Annotated in this window: 19 protein-coding genes; 9 read left to right on the top strand and 10 right to left on the bottom strand. The window is 38.4% G+C overall.

From position 1 onward, the window contains the following. Positions 1 to 41 precede the first annotated feature (41 nt). The gene (gene ccoS / locus JM81_RS04435) at positions 42 to 203 is read right to left on the bottom strand and encodes a cbb3-type cytochrome oxidase assembly protein CcoS (RefSeq protein WP_144800875.1); all 162 of its coding nucleotides are present in this window, start codon (positions 201 to 203) and stop codon (positions 42 to 44) included. A 250-nt stretch (positions 204 to 453) separates the two neighbouring features. Next, positions 454 to 2850, bottom strand: a complete 2397-nt coding sequence (locus JM81_RS04430) for a heavy metal translocating P-type ATPase (RefSeq protein ID WP_144800874.1) — start codon at positions 2848 to 2850, stop codon at positions 454 to 456. A 292-nt stretch (positions 2851 to 3142) separates the two neighbouring features. On the opposite strand from JM81_RS04430, the gene rpiA reads away from it, so the two are divergent. The 7 genes from rpiA to JM81_RS04395 all read left to right on the top strand — a co-directional run bounded on the left by rpiA (position 3143) and on the right by JM81_RS04395 (position 14495). Beyond that, positions 3143 to 3820, top strand: coding sequence for a ribose-5-phosphate isomerase RpiA (gene rpiA / locus JM81_RS04425; RefSeq protein WP_144800872.1), 678 nt, complete (start codon positions 3143 to 3145; stop codon positions 3818 to 3820). 471 nt (positions 3821 to 4291) lie between these two features. Continuing rightward, positions 4292 to 6322, top strand: a complete 2031-nt coding sequence (locus JM81_RS04420) for a transketolase family protein (RefSeq protein WP_144800870.1) — start codon at positions 4292 to 4294, stop codon at positions 6320 to 6322. Between the two features lie 25 nt (positions 6323 to 6347). After that, complete coding sequence (gene fsa / locus JM81_RS04415) at positions 6348 to 7001, top strand: fructose-6-phosphate aldolase (RefSeq protein WP_089259989.1); 654 nt, start codon at positions 6348 to 6350, stop codon at positions 6999 to 7001. 139 nt (positions 7002 to 7140) lie between these two features. Then, complete coding sequence (locus JM81_RS04410; protein WP_144800868.1) at positions 7141 to 7998, top strand: CPBP family intramembrane glutamic endopeptidase; 858 nt, start codon at positions 7141 to 7143, stop codon at positions 7996 to 7998. A 354-nt stretch (positions 7999 to 8352) separates the two neighbouring features. Further along, positions 8353 to 9915, top strand: a complete 1563-nt coding sequence (locus JM81_RS04405) for an arylsulfatase (protein WP_144800866.1) — start codon at positions 8353 to 8355, stop codon at positions 9913 to 9915. Positions 9916 to 10140: 225 nt separating this feature from the next. Further along, a complete protein-coding gene (locus JM81_RS04400; protein WP_144800864.1) occupies positions 10141 to 13329 on the top strand; it encodes a glycoside hydrolase family 2 TIM barrel-domain containing protein in 3189 nt (1062 codons plus the stop codon). A 35-nt stretch (positions 13330 to 13364) separates the two neighbouring features. Beyond that, a complete protein-coding gene (locus JM81_RS04395) occupies positions 13365 to 14495 on the top strand; it encodes a formylglycine-generating enzyme family protein (protein WP_315897742.1) in 1131 nt (376 codons plus the stop codon). A 5-nt stretch (positions 14496 to 14500) separates the two neighbouring features. Here the strand turns inward: JM81_RS04395 and JM81_RS04390 are convergent, their stop codons facing one another. Beyond that, positions 14501 to 15196 carry a LytR/AlgR family response regulator transcription factor gene (locus tag JM81_RS04390; RefSeq protein WP_186435524.1) on the bottom strand — a complete coding sequence of 232 codons (696 nt, stop codon included), beginning with the start codon at positions 15194 to 15196 and terminating at the stop codon, positions 14501 to 14503. A gap of 228 nt (positions 15197 to 15424) precedes the next feature. Here JM81_RS04390 and trxB point away from each other — a divergent pair, with 228 nt between their 5' ends. Next, complete coding sequence (gene trxB, locus JM81_RS04385) at positions 15425 to 16408, top strand: thioredoxin-disulfide reductase (RefSeq protein WP_089259996.1); 984 nt, start codon at positions 15425 to 15427, stop codon at positions 16406 to 16408. A gap of 68 nt (positions 16409 to 16476) precedes the next feature. On the opposite strand, the gene JM81_RS04380 is transcribed toward trxB, so the two are convergent. The 7 genes from JM81_RS04380 to JM81_RS04350 form a co-directional block, all read right to left on the bottom strand. Continuing rightward, the gene (locus JM81_RS04380) at positions 16477 to 16923 is read right to left on the bottom strand and encodes a hypothetical protein (RefSeq protein ID WP_144800858.1); all 447 of its coding nucleotides are present in this window, start codon (positions 16921 to 16923) and stop codon (positions 16477 to 16479) included. A gap of 137 nt (positions 16924 to 17060) precedes the next feature. Beyond that, positions 17061 to 18098: an aminotransferase class I/II-fold pyridoxal phosphate-dependent enzyme gene (locus JM81_RS04375; protein ID WP_261374959.1), complete on the bottom strand. Its 1038-nt coding sequence runs from the start codon at positions 18096 to 18098 to the stop codon at positions 17061 to 17063. Beyond that, positions 18098 to 19111, bottom strand: a complete 1014-nt coding sequence (locus JM81_RS04370) for a dipeptide epimerase (RefSeq protein WP_144800854.1) — start codon at positions 19109 to 19111, stop codon at positions 18098 to 18100. Before JM81_RS04370 ends, JM81_RS04375 begins: the two co-directional genes overlap by 1 nt. An 86-nt stretch (positions 19112 to 19197) precedes the next feature. Then, positions 19198 to 19929, bottom strand: a complete 732-nt coding sequence (locus JM81_RS04365) for a head GIN domain-containing protein (protein WP_144800852.1) — start codon at positions 19927 to 19929, stop codon at positions 19198 to 19200. A 96-nt stretch (positions 19930 to 20025) separates the two neighbouring features. Next, positions 20026 to 21813: a PspC domain-containing protein gene (locus JM81_RS04360; protein ID WP_089260001.1), complete on the bottom strand. Its 1788-nt coding sequence runs from the start codon at positions 21811 to 21813 to the stop codon at positions 20026 to 20028. 2 nt (positions 21814 to 21815) lie between these two features. Then, positions 21816 to 22151: a PadR family transcriptional regulator gene (locus JM81_RS04355; protein ID WP_068484071.1), complete on the bottom strand. Its 336-nt coding sequence runs from the start codon at positions 22149 to 22151 to the stop codon at positions 21816 to 21818. 181 nt (positions 22152 to 22332) lie between these two features. Then, on the bottom strand, positions 22333 to 22815 hold the full coding sequence (locus tag JM81_RS04350) for a DUF4870 domain-containing protein (RefSeq protein WP_144800851.1): 483 nt from the start codon (positions 22813 to 22815) through the stop codon (positions 22333 to 22335). A gap of 195 nt (positions 22816 to 23010) precedes the next feature. On the opposite strand from JM81_RS04350, the gene JM81_RS04345 reads away from it, so the two are divergent. After that, positions 23011 to 23469 (top strand): DUF4442 domain-containing protein, encoded by a 459-nt coding sequence (locus JM81_RS04345; protein WP_089260003.1) that lies wholly within the window; start codon positions 23011 to 23013, stop codon positions 23467 to 23469. Positions 23470 to 23499: the final 30 nt, after the last annotated feature.

Raw genomic sequence — 23499 nt, 5'->3', positions numbered from 1 at the left:
ATTTGCAAATGTCCTACACGTTTAATCATTTACTCTTTACTTTACTTTTTTTTAGGTTTAACCAGTTCGTCCTCAAAAAGCATGCGAACAGAAGGGGTGTAAGAGTCGTCATATTGGCCTTGCCTGACCGAAATGATAAAAGCGATAAAAAAGATGATTGCCACTACCAGGCTAATCGTCAATAACACATAAATTACACTCATACCTAATTGAATTATGCTGTAAAATTAGGAGTGGAAAAGCCGTTAGAAAATGACATTTGTCATACTTTATTATTTTCTGTGTACAACCGTATTTTCAGGTTTGAAAAATATAAACCACGTGTTGTTATATTGCTTTAAATCAATAATTTAGGGTAATGTAAAAATTCAGATTAGTTAAAAACTAAAGGAGTGAAGAATTGATTTTTTATTAAAAATAAATTGAATACCCCAATTGGGTTAGTGTTCAATTTTAAGAAAGTTTTCTTCCTAAAAGATTGGTCATTATCGTCGTAAATACAACTATACTTATAGAGCTTAGCGGCATTAAAATTGCTGCAATAACTGGCTCTAATTGCCCGGTGACGGCAAAGTAGAGGCCTATACAATTATAGAGCAAGGATAGTACAAAACTCATTTTAATTATTTGTATTGACTTTCTGGATGCTAGGATATATTGATATAACTGTTGAAATTTGGAAGCATCTAAAATTGCATCACATGCGGGGGAGAATACATTGATGTTTTCTGATATGGCAATGCCTACATTACTTTGGGCTAGGGCACCGGCATCATTCAGTCCATCACCAACCATCAACACTTTTTTTCCTTGATCCTGTAAAGTTTTGATGAAATTAAGTTTTGTTTCCGGTTTTTGGTTAAAATACAACGGGGTCATTTTAGGAAGTAGTGCCTCTAGGCGTTCTTTTTCACCCTCATTATCACCAGACAGGATTGCTAGATTCAATGTTTCTGACATGTTCTTGAAAACGGAGGACAACCCTTCGCGATATTGATTATGAAAAACGTAGCGCCCTTTATACGCATTGTTTGAGCTTATATAAATTGAGGTATCCATTAAATTTTCAGTAGTAAACTTACCCACAAAATTTGCTGAACCAATTTTCATTTTAATATCGTCTTTTGAGCTCTTTAGCCCATTACCAATATGTTCCTCGTATTCATCTAACGTTATGATATCCTGTTCTTTAAGAAGGTCATATAAAGATCTGCTTAAAGGATGGTTAGAGGCCCTAATGGTATTTTTCAATATAGATTCCTCATCAGGTGTTAAAGGCATACCCTCATAGTGCGCCGTACTTTTTTGTGTGGTCGTAATCGTCCCTGTTTTATCAAATATTGCAGTATCTATCTTGGCCAATTGTTCAATAGTCTGCGTATTTTTTATGTAGAATTTTTTCTTCCCAAAAATACGGAGCATGTTCCCAAGTGTAAAAGGAGAGGCCAATGCTATTGCGCAAGGACATGCAATGATCAATACCGCGGTAAATACGTTCAAGGCTTTACCTGGGTCATAAAAAAGCCAGAATGCCGTGGCTAAAAAAGCAATGGATAGTACCCCAATGGTAAACCGTTTGCCAATACTGTCCGTAAGGTTTTGGAATGCGGTAGCCTTATCCGTTTTAAAGACTGCATTGCCCCATAGCTGGGTTAAATAGCTTTGGGAAACGGATTTGGAGGCAATCATTTCTATGACCCCGCTCAATTGTTTTCCGCCTGCAAAAATTTGTTCTCCAATTTTTTTTGATACCGGTTCTGACTCTCCTGAAACAAAACTGTAATCTATTTGCGCATTGCCGTAGGTAAGCTTGCCGTCTACCGGAATCATTTCTTCATTTCTGATCAAGATTCTATCACCTTTTGCAATTTCCTGTACGGGTACCGTTTCTTCCTTTCCATTAGGGGTTAGGCGAGTTATGGCTATGGGAAAATAAGATTTGTAATCTCGCTCAAAGGACAAAAAGCTATAGGTGCGCTGTTGAAAGAATTTACCAAGTAGGAGAAAGAATACCAACCCGGTAAGCGAGTCAAAAAATCCGCTGCCAAGGTTAAAGGTTATATCAAACGTGCTTCTAAGAAAAAGAACTACGATGCCAAGGGCAATGGGTACATCAATATTTAAGATTTTGGCACGTAAGCCTTTAAAGGCGGATACAAAATAATCACTTGCGGCATAGAAAACCACAGGTAACGAGAAAACAAACATGAGCCAACGGAATACATCTTGATATTTGTTCAGCCAGTATTCTCCCCCAGAAGCGGCGCTAGAGCCTAGGTCAAAATATTCCGGAAAGGATAGGAACATGACATTCCCAAATGCAAATCCGGCTACGCCCAACTTATAGAGCAGACTTTTATCCGTTGTTTTTTTACTGCCCTCAAAATCCTCTAAGGATATGTAAGGTTCATAGCCAATTTTTGTCAATAGCAATACCAGTTCCTTTAAACTAATGCCTTCCTGCTTGTAGGTAACCCGAATAGTTTTTTGTGGAAAATCTACTTGAGAATTGGTTACCTGTGGGTTCAGCTTGTTTAAATTCTCCAATATCCAGATACAGGAGCTACAATGAATGGTAGGGATGTAAAGGTTTACGATCTGTACGGCACCATCATTAAACTCCGTTAACCTAGATATGATTTCTTCGTTATCAAGGAAATCATATTTACCTTCTATAGCTTTGGGTGTTGTACCCGCAGCCTCCTGCAGGTCGTAATAGTATGAGAGATCGTTACTGCTAAAGATTTCATAGACCGTTTTACATCCTGCACAACAAAAAGGTTTTTCGTCAAATGTAATTGGCGTACCCGTGCATGTATCCCCGCAATGAAAACAATTTGTAGTCTGCATAGTTATTGCTAAAACTTATATCAAAGATGAAAATGATGACATTTTAATACTATGACATTTGTCAGCTTTTAACTTCAGCCAATAAATAACCATCATAATTTGGATTTTATTGATAGTAATACTACTAAATTTGTGGCCGAAAAAAGTTACCGGTTAAGGCTATTGTTGTAATATGGCAAAGTTAGTTATGCGTATCACTAATTATTCGGCATTTGCAAAATATAGTTCAAACGCTTCGGTTTATTATAAATATCTTTAGCGGCAGAAATTAGTAACTAACAATAAACGAAAAGTGAGCGGGGTTAACGAAAAAAAAGTTGCTGCCTTGGAAGCGGTAAAATATGTAAAATCTGGAATGAAGGTTGGCTTGGGTACGGGTTCTACGGCCTTATATATGATCCAGGCCATTGGCGAAATGGTCAAGAACGGACTTAATATCAAGGCAGTGGCAACATCCGTGGAGACCGAAAAATTGGCAAAAAGCCTTGGAATAGAAATAATTACGCTTGCTGAGGCAAAAAGGCTGGACATTACCATAGATGGCGCGGATGAAGTCAATGAAGAATTTCAATTGATTAAAGGTGGGGGCGGTGCATTGTTACGGGAAAAAATTGTAGCCCATAATACCAATCTAAATATTATCATAGTAGATTCGTCCAAGAAGGTATCAAGATTGGGAAAATTTAAATTGCCCATAGAGACCATACCGTTTGCTACCCAATTGATCATTAGTGAACTGGAGGCCATGAATTTAGAACCTATACAACGATTAAACGGTGATCAAGTCTATAGGACAGATGAAAATAACGATATCATTGATGTAAATATTTGGAATTGTGATGAACCGTTATCAGATTTGGAGCAACGCTTAAAGGCTATACCGGGGATTGTAGAAACCGGCTTGTTTTTAACCACGACCAATGTGGTCATTGTTGCAGAAGGAGAAAAATCGGTAAGTAGAAAAAGGTAGCTTGTTTGGAAGTAAGCTTTAATGGTGTCCATAGAAACAAGGATATAATCTTTGATTTTGGTCGTAAGTATTATTTGTAGGTGGGTAATACCTTCCGGTCCTAAATACAGAAAATGAAAATTTTGTTACATTAATAAAGGTCAAATTGGACCCTAACGCGGCTGGAAATAATTAGCAAAGGAATATTGGCATGATTAAGATTGCTGGTGAGCATATCTTTTTAAAGGTGTAATGGTCTTGTTTTTAGTAACTAAGAAAGGTTATAGGTTATTTCTTTTCCTTAATATATTTTCGAAAACCCTTTCGAAAGCGCTAATAATCCACACTATCGGTATAAAGGGGCTTATGACTTGAAAGCTATAGAATTATGTTGCTTCAAATATTTTAATTAGCGCTTTAGATAAAGTATCTTTGGGTAGATTTTTAAGAAATCAAAAAAACACGAACCTTAAAAAATAATCTGATTAATAAATGAATAAGGAAATAGATCAATTAGCGGCAGATAATATTAGGGCATTGGCGGTTGCCATGGTTGAAAAGGCGAACTCCGGACACCCAGGCGGACCAATGGGCGGGGCAGATTATATGCATATTTTATATTCTGAGTTTTTTAACTACGATCCATCTGACATGCACTGGCCATTTCGTGACCGTTTTTTCATGGATGCTGGTCACCTATCCACACTAATGTACGCCCAGTATTATTTATTGGGTAATTATGCAAAGGATGATGTTGCCAATTTTAGACAATGGGGATCGGTAACACCGGGTCACCCAGAAGTAGATGTGGCAAGGGGTATTGAAAATACATCTGGTCCATTGGGCCAAGGTCATACAATGGGTGTTGGTGCGGCAATTGCGGCTAATTTTCTAAAAGCACGTTTTGGAGATTGGATGAACCATAAGGTTTACGGATTTATATCCGATGGTGGTGTACAGGAAGAAATATCACAGGGGGCAGGAAGGATTGCCGGTCATTTGGGATTGAGCAATTTTATTATGTTCTATGATTCCAACGATGTTCAGCTTTCCTCTAAAACAGATGAGGTTACCTCTGAAAATACGGCCATGAAATATGAAGCATGGGGATGGAAGGTTGTCACTATTGATGGTCATGACCATGAACAGATCAGACAGGCATTGAAGGATGCCAATGCGGAAACCGAAAAACCTACCTTGATCATTGGGGAGACCATTATGGGGAAAGGTTGTGTAACTGCAGATGGTACTTCATATGAGGGGTATACAGAACTACATGGTAAGCCAATTGGCGATACAGGGGCGGACTATGAGAAGACCTTGGTCAATTTAGGGGCAGATGTAGAAAATCCTTTTGATATTTATGCCCAGGTAGAGGAATATTATGAAGGCATCATCAATAGAAAGAAAGATGAGGCCCAAGCTAAAAAGAAGGAAATAGACGCATGGCGTGCACAAAACACCGAGCTCTCCGCTAAGCTAGATGGTTTCTTGGAAGGGAAGATGCCAGCATTGGATTTTTCTTCAATTCAGCAAAAAGAAGGTCAGGCAACAAGGGCGGCATCGTCCAATGTATTGGCGTACTTGGCGGAAAACGTAGAAAACATGATCGTTTCCTCCGCAGATTTGTCCAACAGTGATAAAACCGATGGATTCCTTAAGAAAACAAGCGTATTGCAGAAGGGTGATTTCTCCGGTGCATTCTTACAGGCCGGCGTTGCAGAATTGACAATGGCAACAATAGCAAACGGTATAGCCCTTCATGGTGGGGTAATACCAGTGGTGGCCACGTTCTTTGTATTCTCTGATTATATGAAACCGGCCATTCGTTTAAGTGCCATTCAGGAATTACCTGTAAAGTTTGTTTGGACACATGATGCCTTTAGGGTAGGTGAGGACGGTCCTACACATCAGCCAATAGAGCAAGAAGCCCAAATACGTTTGTTGGAAAAATTAAAGAACCATAGTCATGAGCAGAGTTTTGTGGCCTTGCGTCCTGCAGATTCTCAAGAAACGAACGTAGCCTGGAAAATGGCAATGGAAAACCAAAAGACACCCACGGGCCTAATCTTATCCAGACAAGGTATCAAAGATGTTCCGGCAATGAACGGTACACGTTACGAGGCAGCTTTGGGAGCGGAAAAAGGAGGTTACCTGGTGCAGGAAGTAGCTGACCCGGATGTTATTTTAATTGCCAATGGTTCTGAGGTTTCTACCTTGGTAGCGGCCACAAAATTATTGGAAGAAAAAGAGGGGTTGAAGGTGAATATTGCATCCATCCCATCAGAAGGTATATTTAGACAGCAGCCGCAGGCTTACCAGGAGAAGGTAATTCCACCAAACAAACCGGTATTTGGTCTTACGGCAGGTTTGCCCGTAAACTTGGAAGGTCTGGCCGGACCAAATGGTAAGGTTTTTGGATTGGAGCATTTTGGATATTCTGCACCCGCAACGGTTCTTGATGAGAAATTTGGCTTTACCGGAGATCAGGTATATCAACAAGTAGTCGATTTTTTAAAGTAATTAACAATATTAAAATAAGATAAGGATGAAATTTTTTATAGATACAGCAAATTTAGACGAAATCAAGGAAGCTCAGGATATGGGTATTTTAGATGGTGTAACCACTAATCCTTCCTTGATGGCAAAAGAAGGCATTACCGGCGCGGAGAATATTTTGGCACATTACAAAAAAATATGTGACCTGGTTGACGGTGATGTAAGTGCAGAAGTAATTTCTACTGATTTTGAGGGTATGATCGAAGAAGGGGAGAAGTTGGTTAAGATCAGTCCGCAAATCGTCATTAAAGTGCCTATGATCAAAGAAGGGGTTAAGGCAATTAAGTATTTTTCCGATAAGGGATACAGAACAAACTGTACGTTGGTATTCTCCTCTGGCCAGGCATTATTGGCTGCAAAAGCAGGTGCAACCTACGTGTCACCGTTTATTGGCCGTTTAGATGATATTTCTACGGATGGTTTAGGTTTAATAGCGGATATCCGTTTAATCTATGATAACTACGGTTTTGAAACAGAAATTTTAGCGGCTTCTGTACGTCACGTAATGCATATTATTGACTGTGCCAAAATCGGTGCGGATGTAATGACCGGTGGCTTAGGTGCCATTACTGGACTTTTAAAGCACCCATTGACTGATAGTGGTTTGGAGAAGTTCTTGGCCGATTATAAAAAAGGAAACTAATTGTAACCAATTAGTCTAATTGATATAAGAAGCATCACTTTTAAGTGATGCTTTTTTTTGTTTTATATTAGTTGGGGTATAAAAGATATTTGTAATTGTATTGATATATAATTCATTGCAGAAATTTCAAAAAATGTAAATGATAAAAGAAACATTTCTTGATTTATATCATTTTCTAAATAACCCAGGCGATAGTAGATCTAAGTTATCTTTCAAAAATAAGTTGGTATTTATTTTCATTCTCTTATTATTTGAATTAATAATTACGGCATTATTTATTATTCCAATTGAATATGGGATTGAATTGTTTATTGATGTTCGATTTGATAAAATTGATTATTCTGAAACAATTTGGAGAATTGTTCTTTTAAATATTCTTCTCATCCCGTTTGTTGAAGAGCTTATATTTAGATACTTTTTAAGATACAAAGTTTTTAAAACTAGATTTATTAGCTTGGATAATTGGAAAAGAATCTTTGGTTTTTTAGTTTATGTATCCGCTTCATTATTTGGATTACTACACATTACTAATTATGACAACAACGAGCATTTGTTTTATGTTTTGACTCCCTTTATTACTTTAAGTCAAATATTTGGAGGTTTAATAATTACTTTTATACGAGTGAGACTTTCATTTCTATATGGGGTTATATATCATATTCTTTGGAATTTTTTAGTAATTATCGCAATACCAGCAATAATTATAACAGTTCAAAATCCTATCGACATTACTAATGATGTATGTACTTTAAAGATTACTGAAAAATTATTTTTTGAAGAAAATTTGAGTCAAGAACTAAAAATAGACAGCTTAAATGGTAAGATTTTTGAGATGACTATTAACCAATATTCTCTTCAACATATTCTTGATACTTTATATAATCCAAAAACTTACTATATAGATGATGTTTTAATAGACGGTGAGTTTAAATCGGAAAATGGAATTGAAAAAAGTAAAATTGTTGACATTCTAAAAATATATTATGACATAGAGTAAAAACTTCGGCTAACTATGTCTTAATGTAATATGAACTCCATTAATTCTTAATATTTAAAAATGCCTACCAACTAGCGGTACGTTTTTTAGGTTGCTACATTCACTCTTAATGCTTCCAATTAATTGGTAGTGATAATAGTACGATGTAAATCCCAAATTATCAGTAAGTAATTAGAAGGTAAAATTATCTGTGCGTTTATTCAGTAGATGCAAAATCATTGGGTTGTATAGAACTGAATTCTTAAGATATAGGACAACATTGAACATATGAATATGTAATGGTTGAGAACGCTATTCGCCCCTAAAGTTTTAGATATTTCAATATCTTTAAAGCTATCTATCAACCTATACCATATGAGAAATCTATTTCTAGGTCTTTTTATTGCTTTGTCTTTTTTGTCCTGTAATGAAGAAAAGAAGTCAGAAGCGCCTACAGAACAAAAACCGAACATCATTTACATATTAGCAGATGATTTGGGCTATGCTGAAATAGGGGTTTTTGGTCAGGAAAAGATAGAAACACCCCATATAGATGCCTTGGCGAAACAGGGTATGATTTTTACCCAGCATTATTCAAGTGCTCCGGTATGTGCACCGGCCAGATATATGTTTCTTACTGGTAAACATTCCGGTAAGGCCTTTATTCGTGGCAATGATGAGTGGAACGAGCGTGGTGATGTCTGGAATTACAAAGCAATGGCAAAAGATTCTACGTTAGAGGGGCAGCGACCGGTACCTCAAGGAACAAAAACAATTGCTTCTTATTTAAAAGATGTTGGCTATAAAACGGCTTTGGTTGGTAAATGGGGTTTGGGAGCGCCACATACGCATTCCATACCCAACGAAATGGGTTTCGATTTTTTCTATGGATTCAATTGCCAACGTCAGGCACATACATACTACCCGTTACACCTATACAAGAACAGAAACCGTGTGCATTTGGCAAATGATACCGTTGCACCTAGTTCACCTTTTCCAAAAGGATTGGATCCAATGAATCTCGAGAATTATAAGGACTACACCTTAACGGACTACGCACCGGACTTAATGTTCCAAGAACTTACCGGCTTTATTGCTCAGAATAAGGACCATCCTTTTTTCCTGTATTGGGCAACTCCCATTCCGCATGTAGCATTACAGGCACCACAGCGTTGGGTAGATTATTATATAGAAAAATTCGGTGAGGAAGAACCCTACCTTTCAGGTAACGGCAATGGGTATTTTTCGCATCGTACACCACATGCCGCCTATGCTGCCATGGTTTCCTATTTTGATGAAAATGTGGGTAAGTTGGTGCAGCAATTGAAAGATGAGAATATTTATGAAAATACATTGATCGTTTTTACATCGGATAACGGACCAAGTTATGCCGGTGGAGCGGATCCCCAATTTTTTGATAGTGCCAAACCTTTTAAGGGTGGGTATGGTAGGGGCAAAGGATTTGTTTATGAAGGTGGAATTAGAGTGCCTACATTTTTTACTTGGCTAGGTAAAATTAATCCAGGTACTACTAGTGACCACGTATCTGCACATTATGATATGTTGGCCACTTTTGCAGATATTACAGATTTTGAAATTAAGCATGAAACGAACGGTATAAGTTTATTGCCTACGCTGCTAGGTCAACAAAATCAAGAACAACATAATTTTTTGTATTGGGAGTTTCCGGAATACGGAGGCCAGATTGCCATTAGAATGGGCAAATGGAAGGTAGTACGCCAACATATAAAGGATGATATGCCGCCCACCTTAGAACTTTATGACCTAAATGTAGATGCATTGGAACAGCACAATATTGCATCTAAACATCCTGAAATTCTACAAAAGGCGGACAGCATTTTCAAAATAGAGCATACCATGCCTACTACGGTACGTTTTCAAATTCCCTTATTGGTAAATGGATTGTTAAGTCAATAATTATTGGCTATCCATTTTATGAAAGGAAATGGTCCCGTTCACTTATTTTTTCCTTCTCGTTTACCAAGTTTAGTTGTATTTTGCAGGGATTCAAAATTGCCGAAAATTTATATTTTTAAGCTATAAAATATGAATGTTGGTAATTGGCTAGGGTCAAAATGAGAAAACAATAGTATTAAATCCAATTTTCCGTTGTACGGAAGCATACAGTAGAACACGCATAATATGAAAAACAGCTTAAAATTTTACGCCTTCACTTTTTTGTTAATTTCAGTTTTTGGTCAGGCCCAGGCTCCAAAATGGGAGAACCCTGAGTGGGAGAATCCGGAAATATTTCAAATAAACCGTTTAGAACCTACTGCTTCTTTTTACAGGTATACGGACATTGAAAATGCCTTGGCAAACGATAGTTGGGAGAATTCCCCATTGTATCAATCCTTGAATGGAGAATGGGATTTTAAATATGCGGCTAGTGTTCCGGAAAGGCCTGTTACTTTTTTTCAAAATGACTTTGACACCTCTGGTTGGGACAAGATAAAGGTGCCTTCCAATTGGGAATTGCAAGGGCATGGTATTCCTATCTATACCAATATAGAATACGTCTTTCCAAAGAATCCACCGTTCATACCACATGATGAAAATCCTGTTGGTAGCTATAAACGTAATTTTAAGATTTCAAAGGATTGGGACGGTAAGCAAGTGTATTTGCATTTTGGCGGCGTTAGCGGGGCAATGTACGTATATCTTAATGGTACAATGATTGGCTATAGCGAAGGCAGTAAAACACCCGCGGAATTCAATATTACGGATTATTTGACAGAAGATGACAATACTTTGGCCGTACAGGTGTTGCGTTGGTCTGATGCCAGTTATATGGAAGACCAAGATTTTTGGCGATTAAGCGGTATTGACAGAGATGTGTATCTATATGCCACCAATGACGCAACTTTATATGATTACAGGGTAATTGCAGATTTGGACAATACCTATTCCAACGGAATGTTAAACCTGGATATGGAATATAGGAACACGGGTAAAAATATAAAAGGGTACCAATTGGATATTGTTTTAATGGACGATGGCCAAGAAATTTACACCACAACTCAAAAAATTGATTTGCCTAAGGGAAAGACCAAAGTCCAGTTTAATAAGGAATTGCCCAAAATAAAAACATGGAACGCGGAACAACCAAACCTTTATACATTGCTCTTTGCCCTAAAGGACAAAAAAGGTAATGTTGTAGAGGCTATACGTTCTAAAATAGGTTTCAGAAAAATAGAGATTAAGAATAATCAGTTCTTGGTGAACGGCCAACCAGTATTGGTCAAAGGGGTAAACCTTCACGATCATGATGAGGTTACAGGGCATGTAATCGGTAAAGAAATTACCTTAAAGGATATGGAGGTGATGAAACGCAGTAACATAAACGCCATTAGGTGCAGCCATTACCCAAAGAATGAATTCTTTTATAGAATGGCGGACAAATACGGATTTTATGTGGTGGACGAGGCCAATATAGAAATACACGGTATGGGTACTACCAATCAAGGATTGGACAATAATGAGGAGGCAAAAAAAATACATCCAGGTTATTTGCCGCAATGGAAAGCAATGCATTTGGACAGGACTATTAGGATGTATGAAAGGGATAAAAATTATACCTCTATCGTAACATGGTCTTTAGGCAATGAAGCGGGTAACGGTAAAAATCTTGAAGCTACGTACGCATGGTTAAAGTCTAAAGATGAGACTAGGCCCGTGCAGTATGAGGGTGCCACTAATTATGCAAATTCAGATATACAGGCACCTATGTATGCTACCATAGAACAAACTATTGCATATGCGGAAAACAATCCACAACGCCCTTTGATTCAGTGTGAGTATGCCCATGCCATGGGAAATAGTGTAGGCAATCTTCAAGATTACTGGGATGTGATAGAAAAATATGATGTTCTTCAAGGAGGATTCATTTGGGATTGGGTAGACCAAGGTTTAAAGGCGGTAAATGAGAACGGTGAGGAGTTTTATGCCTTTGGTGGCGATTTAGGCGGTGCCGAAATACAGAACGATAATAATTTCTGTTTAAATGGCTTGGTAGATCCGGATCGCTCTGCACACCCATCCTTATATGAGGTGAAAAAGGTTTACCAGTATGTAAAGTTCAATTCTGACAATCCTAAATCCGGTGTAATTTCATTGAAGAATATGTATGATTTCACCAATTTATCGGCATATAATTTTTCATGGAGGCTATTGAAGAATGGTGAACAGATCGCCAATGGTAAAATAGCGGATGTCAATGTTGCCCCTTATGCCACTCAAGACGTACAAATAGCATTACCGGAGCTCAAGGAAGAAGATGCCGAGTATTTATTAAATGTCTATATGACCACTAAAAAGGCAGATGCCTTGATACCGGTACATTTTTTACTGGCGTATGAGCAATTTCAACTTACGGATTATACGCCCACTATTTTTGAAGAAGATATAGACGGACTTGAAGTTACCAAAGAGGATAAGATTATTACCGTAACGGGAAATGATTTTAAAATTGGTTTTGACAGTGCCAATGGTATGTTGGTAAATATAGATTATGGGCTGGGAAATTTACTGCAAAAAGGTCCGAGCGTAAATTTCTGGAGGGCGCCAACGGATAATGATTATGGCTATAATATGCCCAAGCGCCTAAAAGTTTGGAAAGAAGCTACGGAAACTCAAAGTTTAGTCAGTTTAGAGGTGAATTCCAATGAAGGAAAAAAGAGTATCGATGCCGTAAAACTGACCAAGAATCCATTTAAGATTCGGAAAGATTTTAAATTGTCCGCAAAATATGGGCTACCCTCCGTAAAAGGGCAGGTGAACGTAACCTATACCATTAATAACAAAGGGCAAATATTGGTAAGTACTGCACTGGATGGCATTGATAATAATCTGCCAATATTGCCAAGATTCGGAAATAATTTGATCATTGATAAAAGTTATGACAATGTAACGTGGTATGGCCGTGGAGAACATGAAAATTACCAGGATCGTAAAACTTCTGCGTTGGTAGGGGTATATGAATCTAAAGTATCAGATCTGTACTATGAATATATCCGACCTCAAGAAAATGGGTATAGAACGGATATTAGGACAGTATCCTTTACCAATGATGCCGGACAGGGGTTTACCGTAAGTGCTCCTCAACTCTTTGGATTTAGTGCGCATCACCAGTTAAATTCAGATTTTGATGAGGGCGATGAAAAAAGACAGCAACATACTTATGATATTCTTAACAGAGATTTGATAAATATCAACATAGACCATAGTCAGATGGGAGTAGGTGGGGATAATAGTTGGGGATTGTTGCCACATGACGAGTATCAGATAAAACCGAAAAATTTATCATTTTCTTATATAATCAGTCCTCAATAAGCCAGTAAAAAACTAATTTGGGCATGTAAATGATTATGATGAAAAGAAGGACCAATTTAATTGTATTGATGCTGATTTGTTCTATGTTAGCATGTTGCAAAACGGAACCAAAAAGCAATGCTAGCGTGCATGAAGAAGCTGTGCAAAAAACGGGTGGTGTAGCACCAAATCATAAACTAATAGTGGAAAAACCAGCTGATATTGCCGTACCGGAGGGTATGGTGTGGGTGCCAGGGGCGGCATTTAAGCAAGGAGCCGTAGGTTTGGATAAAATGGCCATGGGGCATGAGAAACCGGCAATAGAAGTCTTGGTAGACGGGTTTTTTATGGATGTCACAGAGGTTACCAATAAGGAATTTGCGCAATTTGTCAAGGAAACTGGATATATAACCGTGGCGGAGCGCGGTATAGATTGGAATGAATTAAAGAAACAGGTACCCGAAGGAACCCCAAAACCACATGATTCCATTTTACGCCCAGGATCGTTGACATTCAAAAAAACCAAATCTCCGGTTGCAAATCTTTATGATTTTTCACAATGGTGGCAATGGTCTATTGGGGCCAATTGGAAACATCCCAATGGGCCTGAAAGTTCAATTGAGGGTAAAGAGGATTACCCAGTGGTACAGGTGGCTTATGAAGATGCAATGGCTTATTGCAAATGGGCGGGAAGACGCTTACCTACGGAAGCCGAGTGGGAACTGGCCTCTAGGGCTGGAAAATTTGGAACAATCTATCAGTGGGGCAGTGATAGCGGCCAACTGGTTAAGAGTGCCAACACATGGGAAGGAAATTTCCCAAATGAAAACACTAAACTAGATGGTTTTGAATTAAGGGCACCCGTTAAATCGTATCCACCAAACGCATATGGAATATATGATATGGCGGGTAATGTGTGGGAATGGACCAGTGATTGGTATAATAGTGGGTATTACAAGGAGTATACAAATAAGGGCAAAGTAATCTTAAATCCTACAGGGGCATTGGAACCGTTTACACCGAACAATCCTTTAGCAAGGGAGAAGGTGATAAAAGGGGGCTCATTTCTATGTAGTGCATCGTATTGTGCAAGCTATCGTATATCGGCACGTATGGGTTCCAGCATGGATTCTGCTTTGGAACACACAGGGTTTAGAACGGTTGCAACTGTAAAAATGCTGCAATAAGTTCACTAATCCACACAATTGAGAAGTTTGTCCAACTCTAAGTTTTTGGTTCGGCTTATCGGTATTTTTTTATCCTTTATTTCTATGAATTCATGATTGTACCGTTCAACCATATTTAAGTTGATGATGAAGGATTTATGGATGCGAACAAATTTATCATCTTTTAGTCGCTCATGAAAAGCACTCATAGTGGACAAGATTACATAGTTTTTTTCTGGGGTAATGACTTTTACGTAATCGCCTAGGGCCTCTACCCAATGAATAGCATGTATATTGAGTTCTACCTGTTTTAAGTTATGTTTTACCATTAATTTACCTTCCGTATTGGACAACGAGCGTTTTCTAAATTTTTCAATGGCTTTTCCTATTGCAATATCAAATCTATTCTTGCTATAAGGTTTTAATAAAAAATCAGTCGCATTGTAATCAAATGCTTCTAGGGCATATTTGGGATTTTGGCTTATAATAATGACTTCTGCCGGTACTTTAAGTTTTCTTAGAAACTCAAATCCGTTCATAACGGGCATTTCAATATCCAAAAAAATGAGATCAACCGGTAATTTGTCAATTACCGACAGTGCCTCTGAACCGCTGTTAAAAGATCGGTATAGTTGCAATTGAACGTTCTTTTCAACCAGTCTTTCCAGTAAAATCCTTTGTACGTTGGAGTCTTCTACTATGGCACATTTTAATGTTCTCATATAGTAATTGTTAATGGTTCTCTTAATATGTACGGGAGAAAAGGTGTTGGGGTTCATAAATTTACAAAAAATTAAGACTTCGTTATAATTTTATATTAACTATTGGCATCCCTTTATTTAGTATATGTTCTCCTTATGTGCAGATTAAAACTTTTGATAACTTAATTGTAAGTTTTTTGCTCAAAAACCTACTTTTGTAGTAGAACGAAAACTGAACAACTTCAAATTATGTCTGATAAAATAGAACGCGTTAAAACATTGATTATAGGATCTGGTCCCGCAGGTTATACTGCGGCAATTTATGCCGCCAGGGCAGATTTAAAACCGGTAATGTATACGGGTATGGAACCTGGAGGTCAGTTAACGACCACGACCGAGGTAGATAATTTTCCCGGATATCCTGATGGTATCGATGGGCCTACGATGATGGTGCAGTTGCAGCAACAAGCGGAACGTTTTGGAACGGAAGTAAGGATCGGGATGATTACTGCAGTGGAATTTTCCAAAGTACCGGGAGGCATCCATAAGGTTATTGCAGATGGCGAAAAGGAGATTGAGGCAGAAACGGTTATCATTTCTACAGGAGCATCGGCAAAATATCTAAATATTCCAAGTGAGCAGCGTTTGCGTGGCGGCGGCGTATCTGCTTGTGCCGTTTGTGACGGATTCTTCTATAAAGGTCAGGATGTTGCCATTGTTGGGGCAGGTGATACCGCTGCGGAAGAGGCTTCTTATCTGGCCAATATTTGTAATAAGGTGACCATGTTGGTACGAAGGGATGAAATGAGGGCTTCCAAAGCAATGCAGCATAGGGTAAACAGCCTTAAGAATATTGAGGTACGTTATAATACGGAAGTAGATGAGGTTTTGGGCGACCAAGTGGTAGAAGGTTTACGTATGGTGAACAATAAAACCGGCGAAAAAGATGAAATTGCCATTACGGGTCTGTTCATTGCCATTGGGCATAAGCCAAATACGGATATATTTAAAGGTCAACTGGATATGGACGAGACGGGTTATTTAATAACCAAAGGCAAGTCAACCAAGACCAATTTACCTGGGGTGTTTGCAAGTGGCGATGCTCAGGACAAAGAGTACAGGCAAGCGGTTACCGCTGCTGGATCAGGTTGTATGGCCGCATTGGATGCGGAACGATATTTGGCAGAAATTGGTTCTGTGGAAGAGACCGTTGCAGGGCAGTATAAAATATAAATTGCAAGAATACCATGAAAAAAGCGCCATTTTCTAGAAAATGGCGCTTTTTCATGTTTAGAAACGGTCTAATCGATTCTTTTGTAATTTTCGGAGAACGTCCGGTTTCCTTCCTCGTCTAAACTAATTTGGCTGAACTTATCATCGCTCAGCATTAGTTCAAAGGTAAAGATCCTCATAGTATCCATAGCCTGTATCATTTCATTGTCACCGTATTCCAAGGTTTCTACCAGGCGGTCTTCAGTAATATGGTACGTTCCATAACCGAACCTTCCTACTTTGTCTACCGGTACATAACGGCTCCACATTATTTTACCGTTGTAGTACATTTTAACCTGCCGGTAACCGTCTGTTGTGGGTACGGTATCAATGACCTGTTGGCCATCATAATTATAAAAACTTTCTAATTCCCAAGTGCCCTCAATAGTGTGCATGTAGTCAGTTTTAAGGGTATTGGTAGAGGCTGCTGAAACCAAAATGAGCAATAATGCAATTAATCCTAGAATTTTTTTCATAATGGTAAGGTTTAAGTTAATAATTGTGTTGAATGAGTACTAAAAAGATACGATAATTATTTATAAATTAACATAAATTACCCATGTTAATTATGGATTTAATAATTATGTATCTATTTGATTGTTGATATAATAAATCAAGAAGGGTCAAAGCGATTTATGGTATCACATAGGGTAAGAATGTCTTCGGCCGTATGTAACGCACTGATTACAATACGGCTCATTACCGCATCATTGCAAGTAGGATATCTAAAATTGGTAACGATAATTCCATTTTTTTCTAGGTACAATGTCAATTGTTCATTTTGAAAGCTAAACGTAGGATGGCCTGTAGAGAACTTGAACAAGGATGGTAACTGTACATTCTTGGTGAACAAGGTTAAATTTTTTTGTAATACCAATTGTTTCTTATGAATGATGTGTTCCGCATCCTTAATTGTAGCTAAAGCAGCTGGAGCGGCAGGACTGGAGCCTCCGTACATTTCTGTATCCCTTAATCGTTCTATCATGGTATTAGCGCCAAAAATGGCACCGGCACCTATACCGTATCCCTTTCCTAAGGAACATGAAACCACTAGGTTCTTAGGGTTAAGGGATTGTAAAAATCGATAGCTTCCACTACCGTTAATTCCCGTAATGCCAATTCCATGGGAATCATCGACCACTAAGGTGGTATGTTGCAAGGGTATGGTCGTTAGCCAATGATAATCCGGATAATGCTGACCGTTAAAATCTATGCTGTCCAATAAGATTACTTTTTCCTGATTTGGAAATTTTTTTAAATCCGTGATCATTGCTAAAATAGTAGCATACTTATTGGTCATCTCATTGGATAATGCGGAATGGGTTTGTGGTGCGTAAAATAGCTTGTGGTCGTTCTTGCACAAGTATTGATAAATTAACTGACCGGCAAGATAACCGGAGGACATGGTCATACATTGTTCTGAACCAACGATATGGGCTAAATAATGCTCTACTTCATCATACACGGAAAGTTTAATATTGGATTTACGTGATGCACCGTACCCCGTACCATATCTTTTCATGTTTTTAAGGTAAAGCGCTTGAAAAGCCATATTGGTCTGTAACCCTAAATAGGAGGTTCCGCCAAAATACAGATAATTTTTATCCTCTATTTTTACTTCTCTTCCCGGAAATTCATTTAGGATATGCATTATTCTAGGAGCTGAATACCGCTGCCGGCCAATTTAGGAAAGATAACCTTTGCTTCGTTAGTAATCTGTACTCCCGTAGCAATGTCTTTTTTTAACAATAAGGCACCGTCCATATCTACATAATCTAGCTGTGGCAATAATTGGGCAATGGCAGAGATGCCAACGGTAGACTCCGTCATGCAGCCCACCATAACTTTTAGGCCCAATTGTTTGGCTTTTTTGATCATGCGCAGGGCAGGGGTAAGACCGCCACATTTGGTCAATTTTATGTTGATACCCGTGTAGTGAAGGGCACATTTTTCAACATCGCTCTCCACAATACAGCTTTCATCTGCAATTACCGGTAATACGCTATGGTGCATTACCTCTTCCATACCGGCCCAGTCATTGGCCTTTAAGGGCTGTTCCAAAAATTCAACGCCAAGTTCTTTAAGAATTGAGGCGTTAAATATCGTCTCTTGGGCGGTCCAGGCACAATTGGCATCTATCCTAAAAACGGCGTTGGTATGTTTTCGTAATTCTCTCACTATGGCTACATCGTCTGGAGTGCCCAATTTAATTTTAAAGATAGGCCACGGCATTTCCTGCATTTTATTCAGCATAACATCAATACTGGCAATACCTATGGTATAGTTGGTTATGGGGTAATGGCTATTGTCCGTACCCCAAAGGGTGTACAGTGGTTTTTCCTTCAATTTACCATAAAGGTCATGTGCCGCTAAATCTAATGCACAGACAGCAAAATTGGATAAGCCTTTGGAGGTTAAAAATTGATGAAATACTTCTGGGGTAGTAAAATTGAAAGTGGTTATTTCTTCCTCGACCGCCATTATTTCCTTTTCCATACTATCTACAGTAATTTTATAGTAGGGATTGGAGGTAGCTTCACCATATCCGGTTTTACCGTTTAGTGTCAAGGCAGCGATGAGGGTATCCTGAACATCATGGGACTCCCTGGAAATACTGAATGTATGTTTTAGGGGGAGGGAATATTTTTTTAAGAGTACTTGCATAGTACTAATATACAGATAAGGATGCTACTAAAAAATGAAAACCCGCTGAACGTTCAGCGGGTTTTTAATTATTCTGTTCCTTGTAATCAATACTTGTGTACGCTACCGGAAACCGATTTGTTCTTTTGTACGGAAGGTTCGCCTTTGTACGAGATGTTGCCACCGCTAGATGCTTCTGCAGTTAAATTATCCTGTACATAGATGCTCACATTTGCACCACTGCTTGCATCCGCATTGCAGGCAACCGTCTTTAAGTCGCCGGCTTTGATATTGGCACCACTGCTACCATCCACATATACTTCTTTGGCCGTACCTGATAATGTAATATTGGCTCCGCTACTGGCATCGACTTCCATATCCGTAACATTTACATTGGCGCTTAAAATTGCACCGGAACTGGCATCTACTTCCAGTTTTTCTGACTGTATCATGTTCTCTGCCGTTAATTGTGAGCCGCTAGAAGCATGAAGACCACTTACTTTTGGTAAAGTAACGTATACTTTTTTGGTAGCTCTGCCAATGTTCTCTATGGCATGAATTTTAAGTTTGCCGTTTCTTATATCGGTACCGATCAAATCCATAATATTTTCATCTGCCTCTACCAAAATATCAAAATCGCTTCCTTGGGTAACATACACCTCAAGACCTTCCGATGCCGATACTACGGTAAATTCTTCGGTTATTTCACGGGTTTCCTCAACGACCACGCCGTTACCTTTTTCCCCTGAACCAAAATCCCCAAAGTTAATGTCAAAGCCGCAAGAGGATAATAAGAGGGCTAAGACTAGAGCTACTGTAATTCTTACTAATGTTGTCATGATTGTTTGTTTTTAGATTGATGTAAATTTGATGTTTTTATAAGGTTGTTACCACAATATCTTACCCAACTGTAGATACTGGTAACCGAACTGTAATTAATTGATACTGTCATTGGCGTTGATCTTTACGCCGTTCTCGTCCACTTTCATTTTAAACATTTCTCCGTTATCGTTGACATCGATATCAATACCGTTTTCATTGATCATAATTTTTCCTTTTTCCCCGTTGCCGTTAATATTGATATCTATGCCCTGGCCATTAATGTTGATACGGTTTTTGTTTTCATCCTCATTTTGAATACCCAGATAATCAGGGCAGTCTAAACAATGGAGTTCACCATTATCTTGCATTTCCCAAACATAGCCTTCCAGGTTATCCACATCCCTGTCCGTAGACATGGTCGTAATCCAATTTCTGCTATTGTCCTGTTCATAAGTTAATATGGTGCCTACCGGTAAAAATACATTTACACGTACTTCCTGATCTTTGAACTTTGGACCTTGTGTGGTCAGGTAATCATTTAAGGAAATGGTATTACCGTTTATCTCATAATCATAATTTATCTGCTCCGCAATTTCCTTTGCTTCCCTGTTAGATGGTCCGTCTGCTTCTTTACGTACTTGAATACGCACTAAACTGTCCTTTGACTTTCTTATGCGGAAACGCACATCATCAGAAACCAAGATCTTGTTACCTGCCTCATCATAAGAAATAAACGTATCTCCCATATGCATGTTTTTCTCATAATCGAACTCATCTGTCGTTATAATTCTTAGGGCAATGGTATCTGAAGGTATTACGCTCGTAATTTCATTCTCAACGGATGTGCTACCCGTATATGCGTGCGATGCCGCTTCCCTAATTCCAAAGACAATTAATAGAATTATGGATATGAGCCATAAGCCCAGCAATGAAAACTTAGCAATACTACCTATGGATTTTAGGTTGTTCACCAGTATTTTAAGCCCAAGGTACATTAGAAAGAAAAAAGGAATACCAATAGCGAAAAATGCCAATAAAGATACCACCCAGATTGGCATGTTGGTAGAATTCACCACATTGTAAAAATCAATGCCAGGTACATGGATCACATCCAAAATACCAACGGTAAACATACCTACAAATAAACCTATTAAGGTTGTGGCCCCAATAATGACCAATAAAATACCTATAAACTTGCCAAAAATCTTAAAAATAAACATGACAATATCACCAAAGGTGTCAAAAATTGTTTTCCCTCCTTTTTTGACGGTGTCGCCTACTTTTTCGTAATCGACACTTTTTACACGATCCGCTACGTCATCAAAACCCTCTTTGACCTTACGTTCAATATTACTAATGTTAACGGCTTGGCCGCTCATGTCCAATTTTTGAGAGGTAGTCTTTGCCTCTGGAATAAGGATCCATAACAGGCCGTAGATAAAGATGAAGCCGCCCCATGTAAAAATGGTAAGGAAAATCCATATCAAACGTATCCAAAGGGGGTCAATGCCAAAGTAATGGGCAAGTCCGGAAGAAACACCTGCAACATATTTTTTATCGGTATCCCTAAATAATTTTTTGACCCTGGTCTTTGTACCGGTACTTTTTGCCCTTGGCTCATCTTCAAAAATTTCCTCATCTACCATATAATCTTCGGGCTGTCCCATAATGGCAATGACCTCGTCCACTTCCTTATGGGTAATTACCTGTCTGTCGTTCTCCAATTTTTCATGGAATAATTCTGCAATACGGGCTTCTATATCCGCAATGATTTCGTCACTTCCAGGTGTGTTGGCAAAGGACCGTTTTACCGATTCCAAATACCTTCGCATTTTATTATATGCCTCTTCGTCAATATGGAAGAGCATGTTTGCTAGATTTATATTTACTGTCTTGTTCATTGTTAGCTGTTTTTAGTGTTGGTTACCAGGTTGGTTGCTTTTCTCAGTTCGTCCCAAGTAGTGTCCAATTCCTTTAAGAAGAGTTTTCCCGTCTCGGTTAAGGTATAGTATTTTCTTGGCGGTCCAGATGTGGATTCTTCCCATCTGTAGTTTAAGAGTCCGGCATTCTTTAACCGGGTAAGTAGCGGATAGATTGTTCCTTCTACTACCAGCATTTTGGCATCTTTAAGCGTTTCTAGGATTTCTGATGCATACTTGTCATGCCCGTTTAAGATGGACAGGATGCAGTATTCCAGAACCCCTTTTCGCATTTGCGCTTTTGTGTTTTCTACGTTCATAATGTCTTTTTGCTTTTTATGCAGACCCCCTCTTGCTGGGGGTTGCTCCATGGTCCCTGTTGTCTGCATAGATTAACTGTTCGTTTTTTGATTGATGAATAAACATCCTGATTGATTTTTTTTGATTGATTGATAAACTCTTTTAGGTGTGATGAGTACCTATTTTTAATGATTACGGTAATTATTTAATAAACTTAATGATTAGCGGATACTGAAAGTGTTGGCCTTCATTAGTACGTATGGTAGCCAATATGGTGTACACAATATTAATGATGAACAAAGCTGATTGGGCAAAAACCAAAACTCCTGCAGGTATCATCCACGGTCCAAAGAAATGGTCACTATCAAAATGAAAATTTACCGAGTTCAGATTTGAAAATGTTGAAAATCCAAAATGGTCAAAATCAAAGAGATTTGGAATCAGTCCGCCTAAAAAGAAGGGCAAACTGATCATGCCAATTAAAATGGAGTAGAGCAAAATGCTAATTTGAAAATTCAGCGCTTGCTTACCGTTATGGTCTACGAAATCATATTCCTTTTTATTGGCGGTCCACAATACAAGGGGAATAATAAAATTCCCAAAAGGAATAAAATACTTGGAAAACGTACTTGCATGGATAATTGCAGAGAGGTTTCTTTCGTGCTTGGTTAATGTTTCTGTCATGATTGATGTATTATTTGATGATTGATGTTTTGGTTACTAGGTTAAGACCAATTACGTTGATAACCTATTAACTTCCTATGCAAATATATGTCTAAAAAAAGGTACTATGTAACGCATAGTACTAATATTTAACATTAATTTAACATTTTAGAATACTGTAAATTATGGCTACTTTTATCGAAATAATAAAAGTATATGGCTGTTACCGCTAGTAAATTCAATATGTTCGCCTTTATGAAACTACCGGCCGCCTGGTGGTGCGGAGTGCGTTTAAGGGAAATAGATAAGGAACGTGCAATTGTTACCGTAAAACATAGATGGATCAATCAAAATCCGTTTAATTCCATGTTTTGGGCCGTGCAAGGAATGGCCGCAGAGTTGTCCACAGGGGCCATGATGATAGACCAAATAGAGGCTACTGGAAAAAAAATTTCAATGCTGGTGGCCAATAATAAAGCCAATTTTTCTAAAAAGGCAACAGGTAAGATAACATTTACCTGTACGGATGGCCATTTAATAAAAGGTGCGTTGGAAAGAACCATTGCCACGGGAGAAGGGCAGACCATTTGGATGAAATCCGTAGGTGTAAACGAAGAAGGGGTTGTGGTCAGCACATTTGATTTTGAATGGACGGTGCGTTTAAAAAAGAGATAGTGTACGGGAGAATTACCCAAAATAGAAAGA

It is taken from the genome of Maribacter sp. MAR_2009_72, from assembly GCF_007827235.1.
GTDB lineage: Bacteria > Bacteroidota > Bacteroidia > Flavobacteriales > Flavobacteriaceae > Maribacter > Maribacter sedimenticola.
The sequence above is the reverse complement of the archived record's forward strand: the minus strand, read 5'-3'. Positions and strand labels throughout refer to the sequence as shown.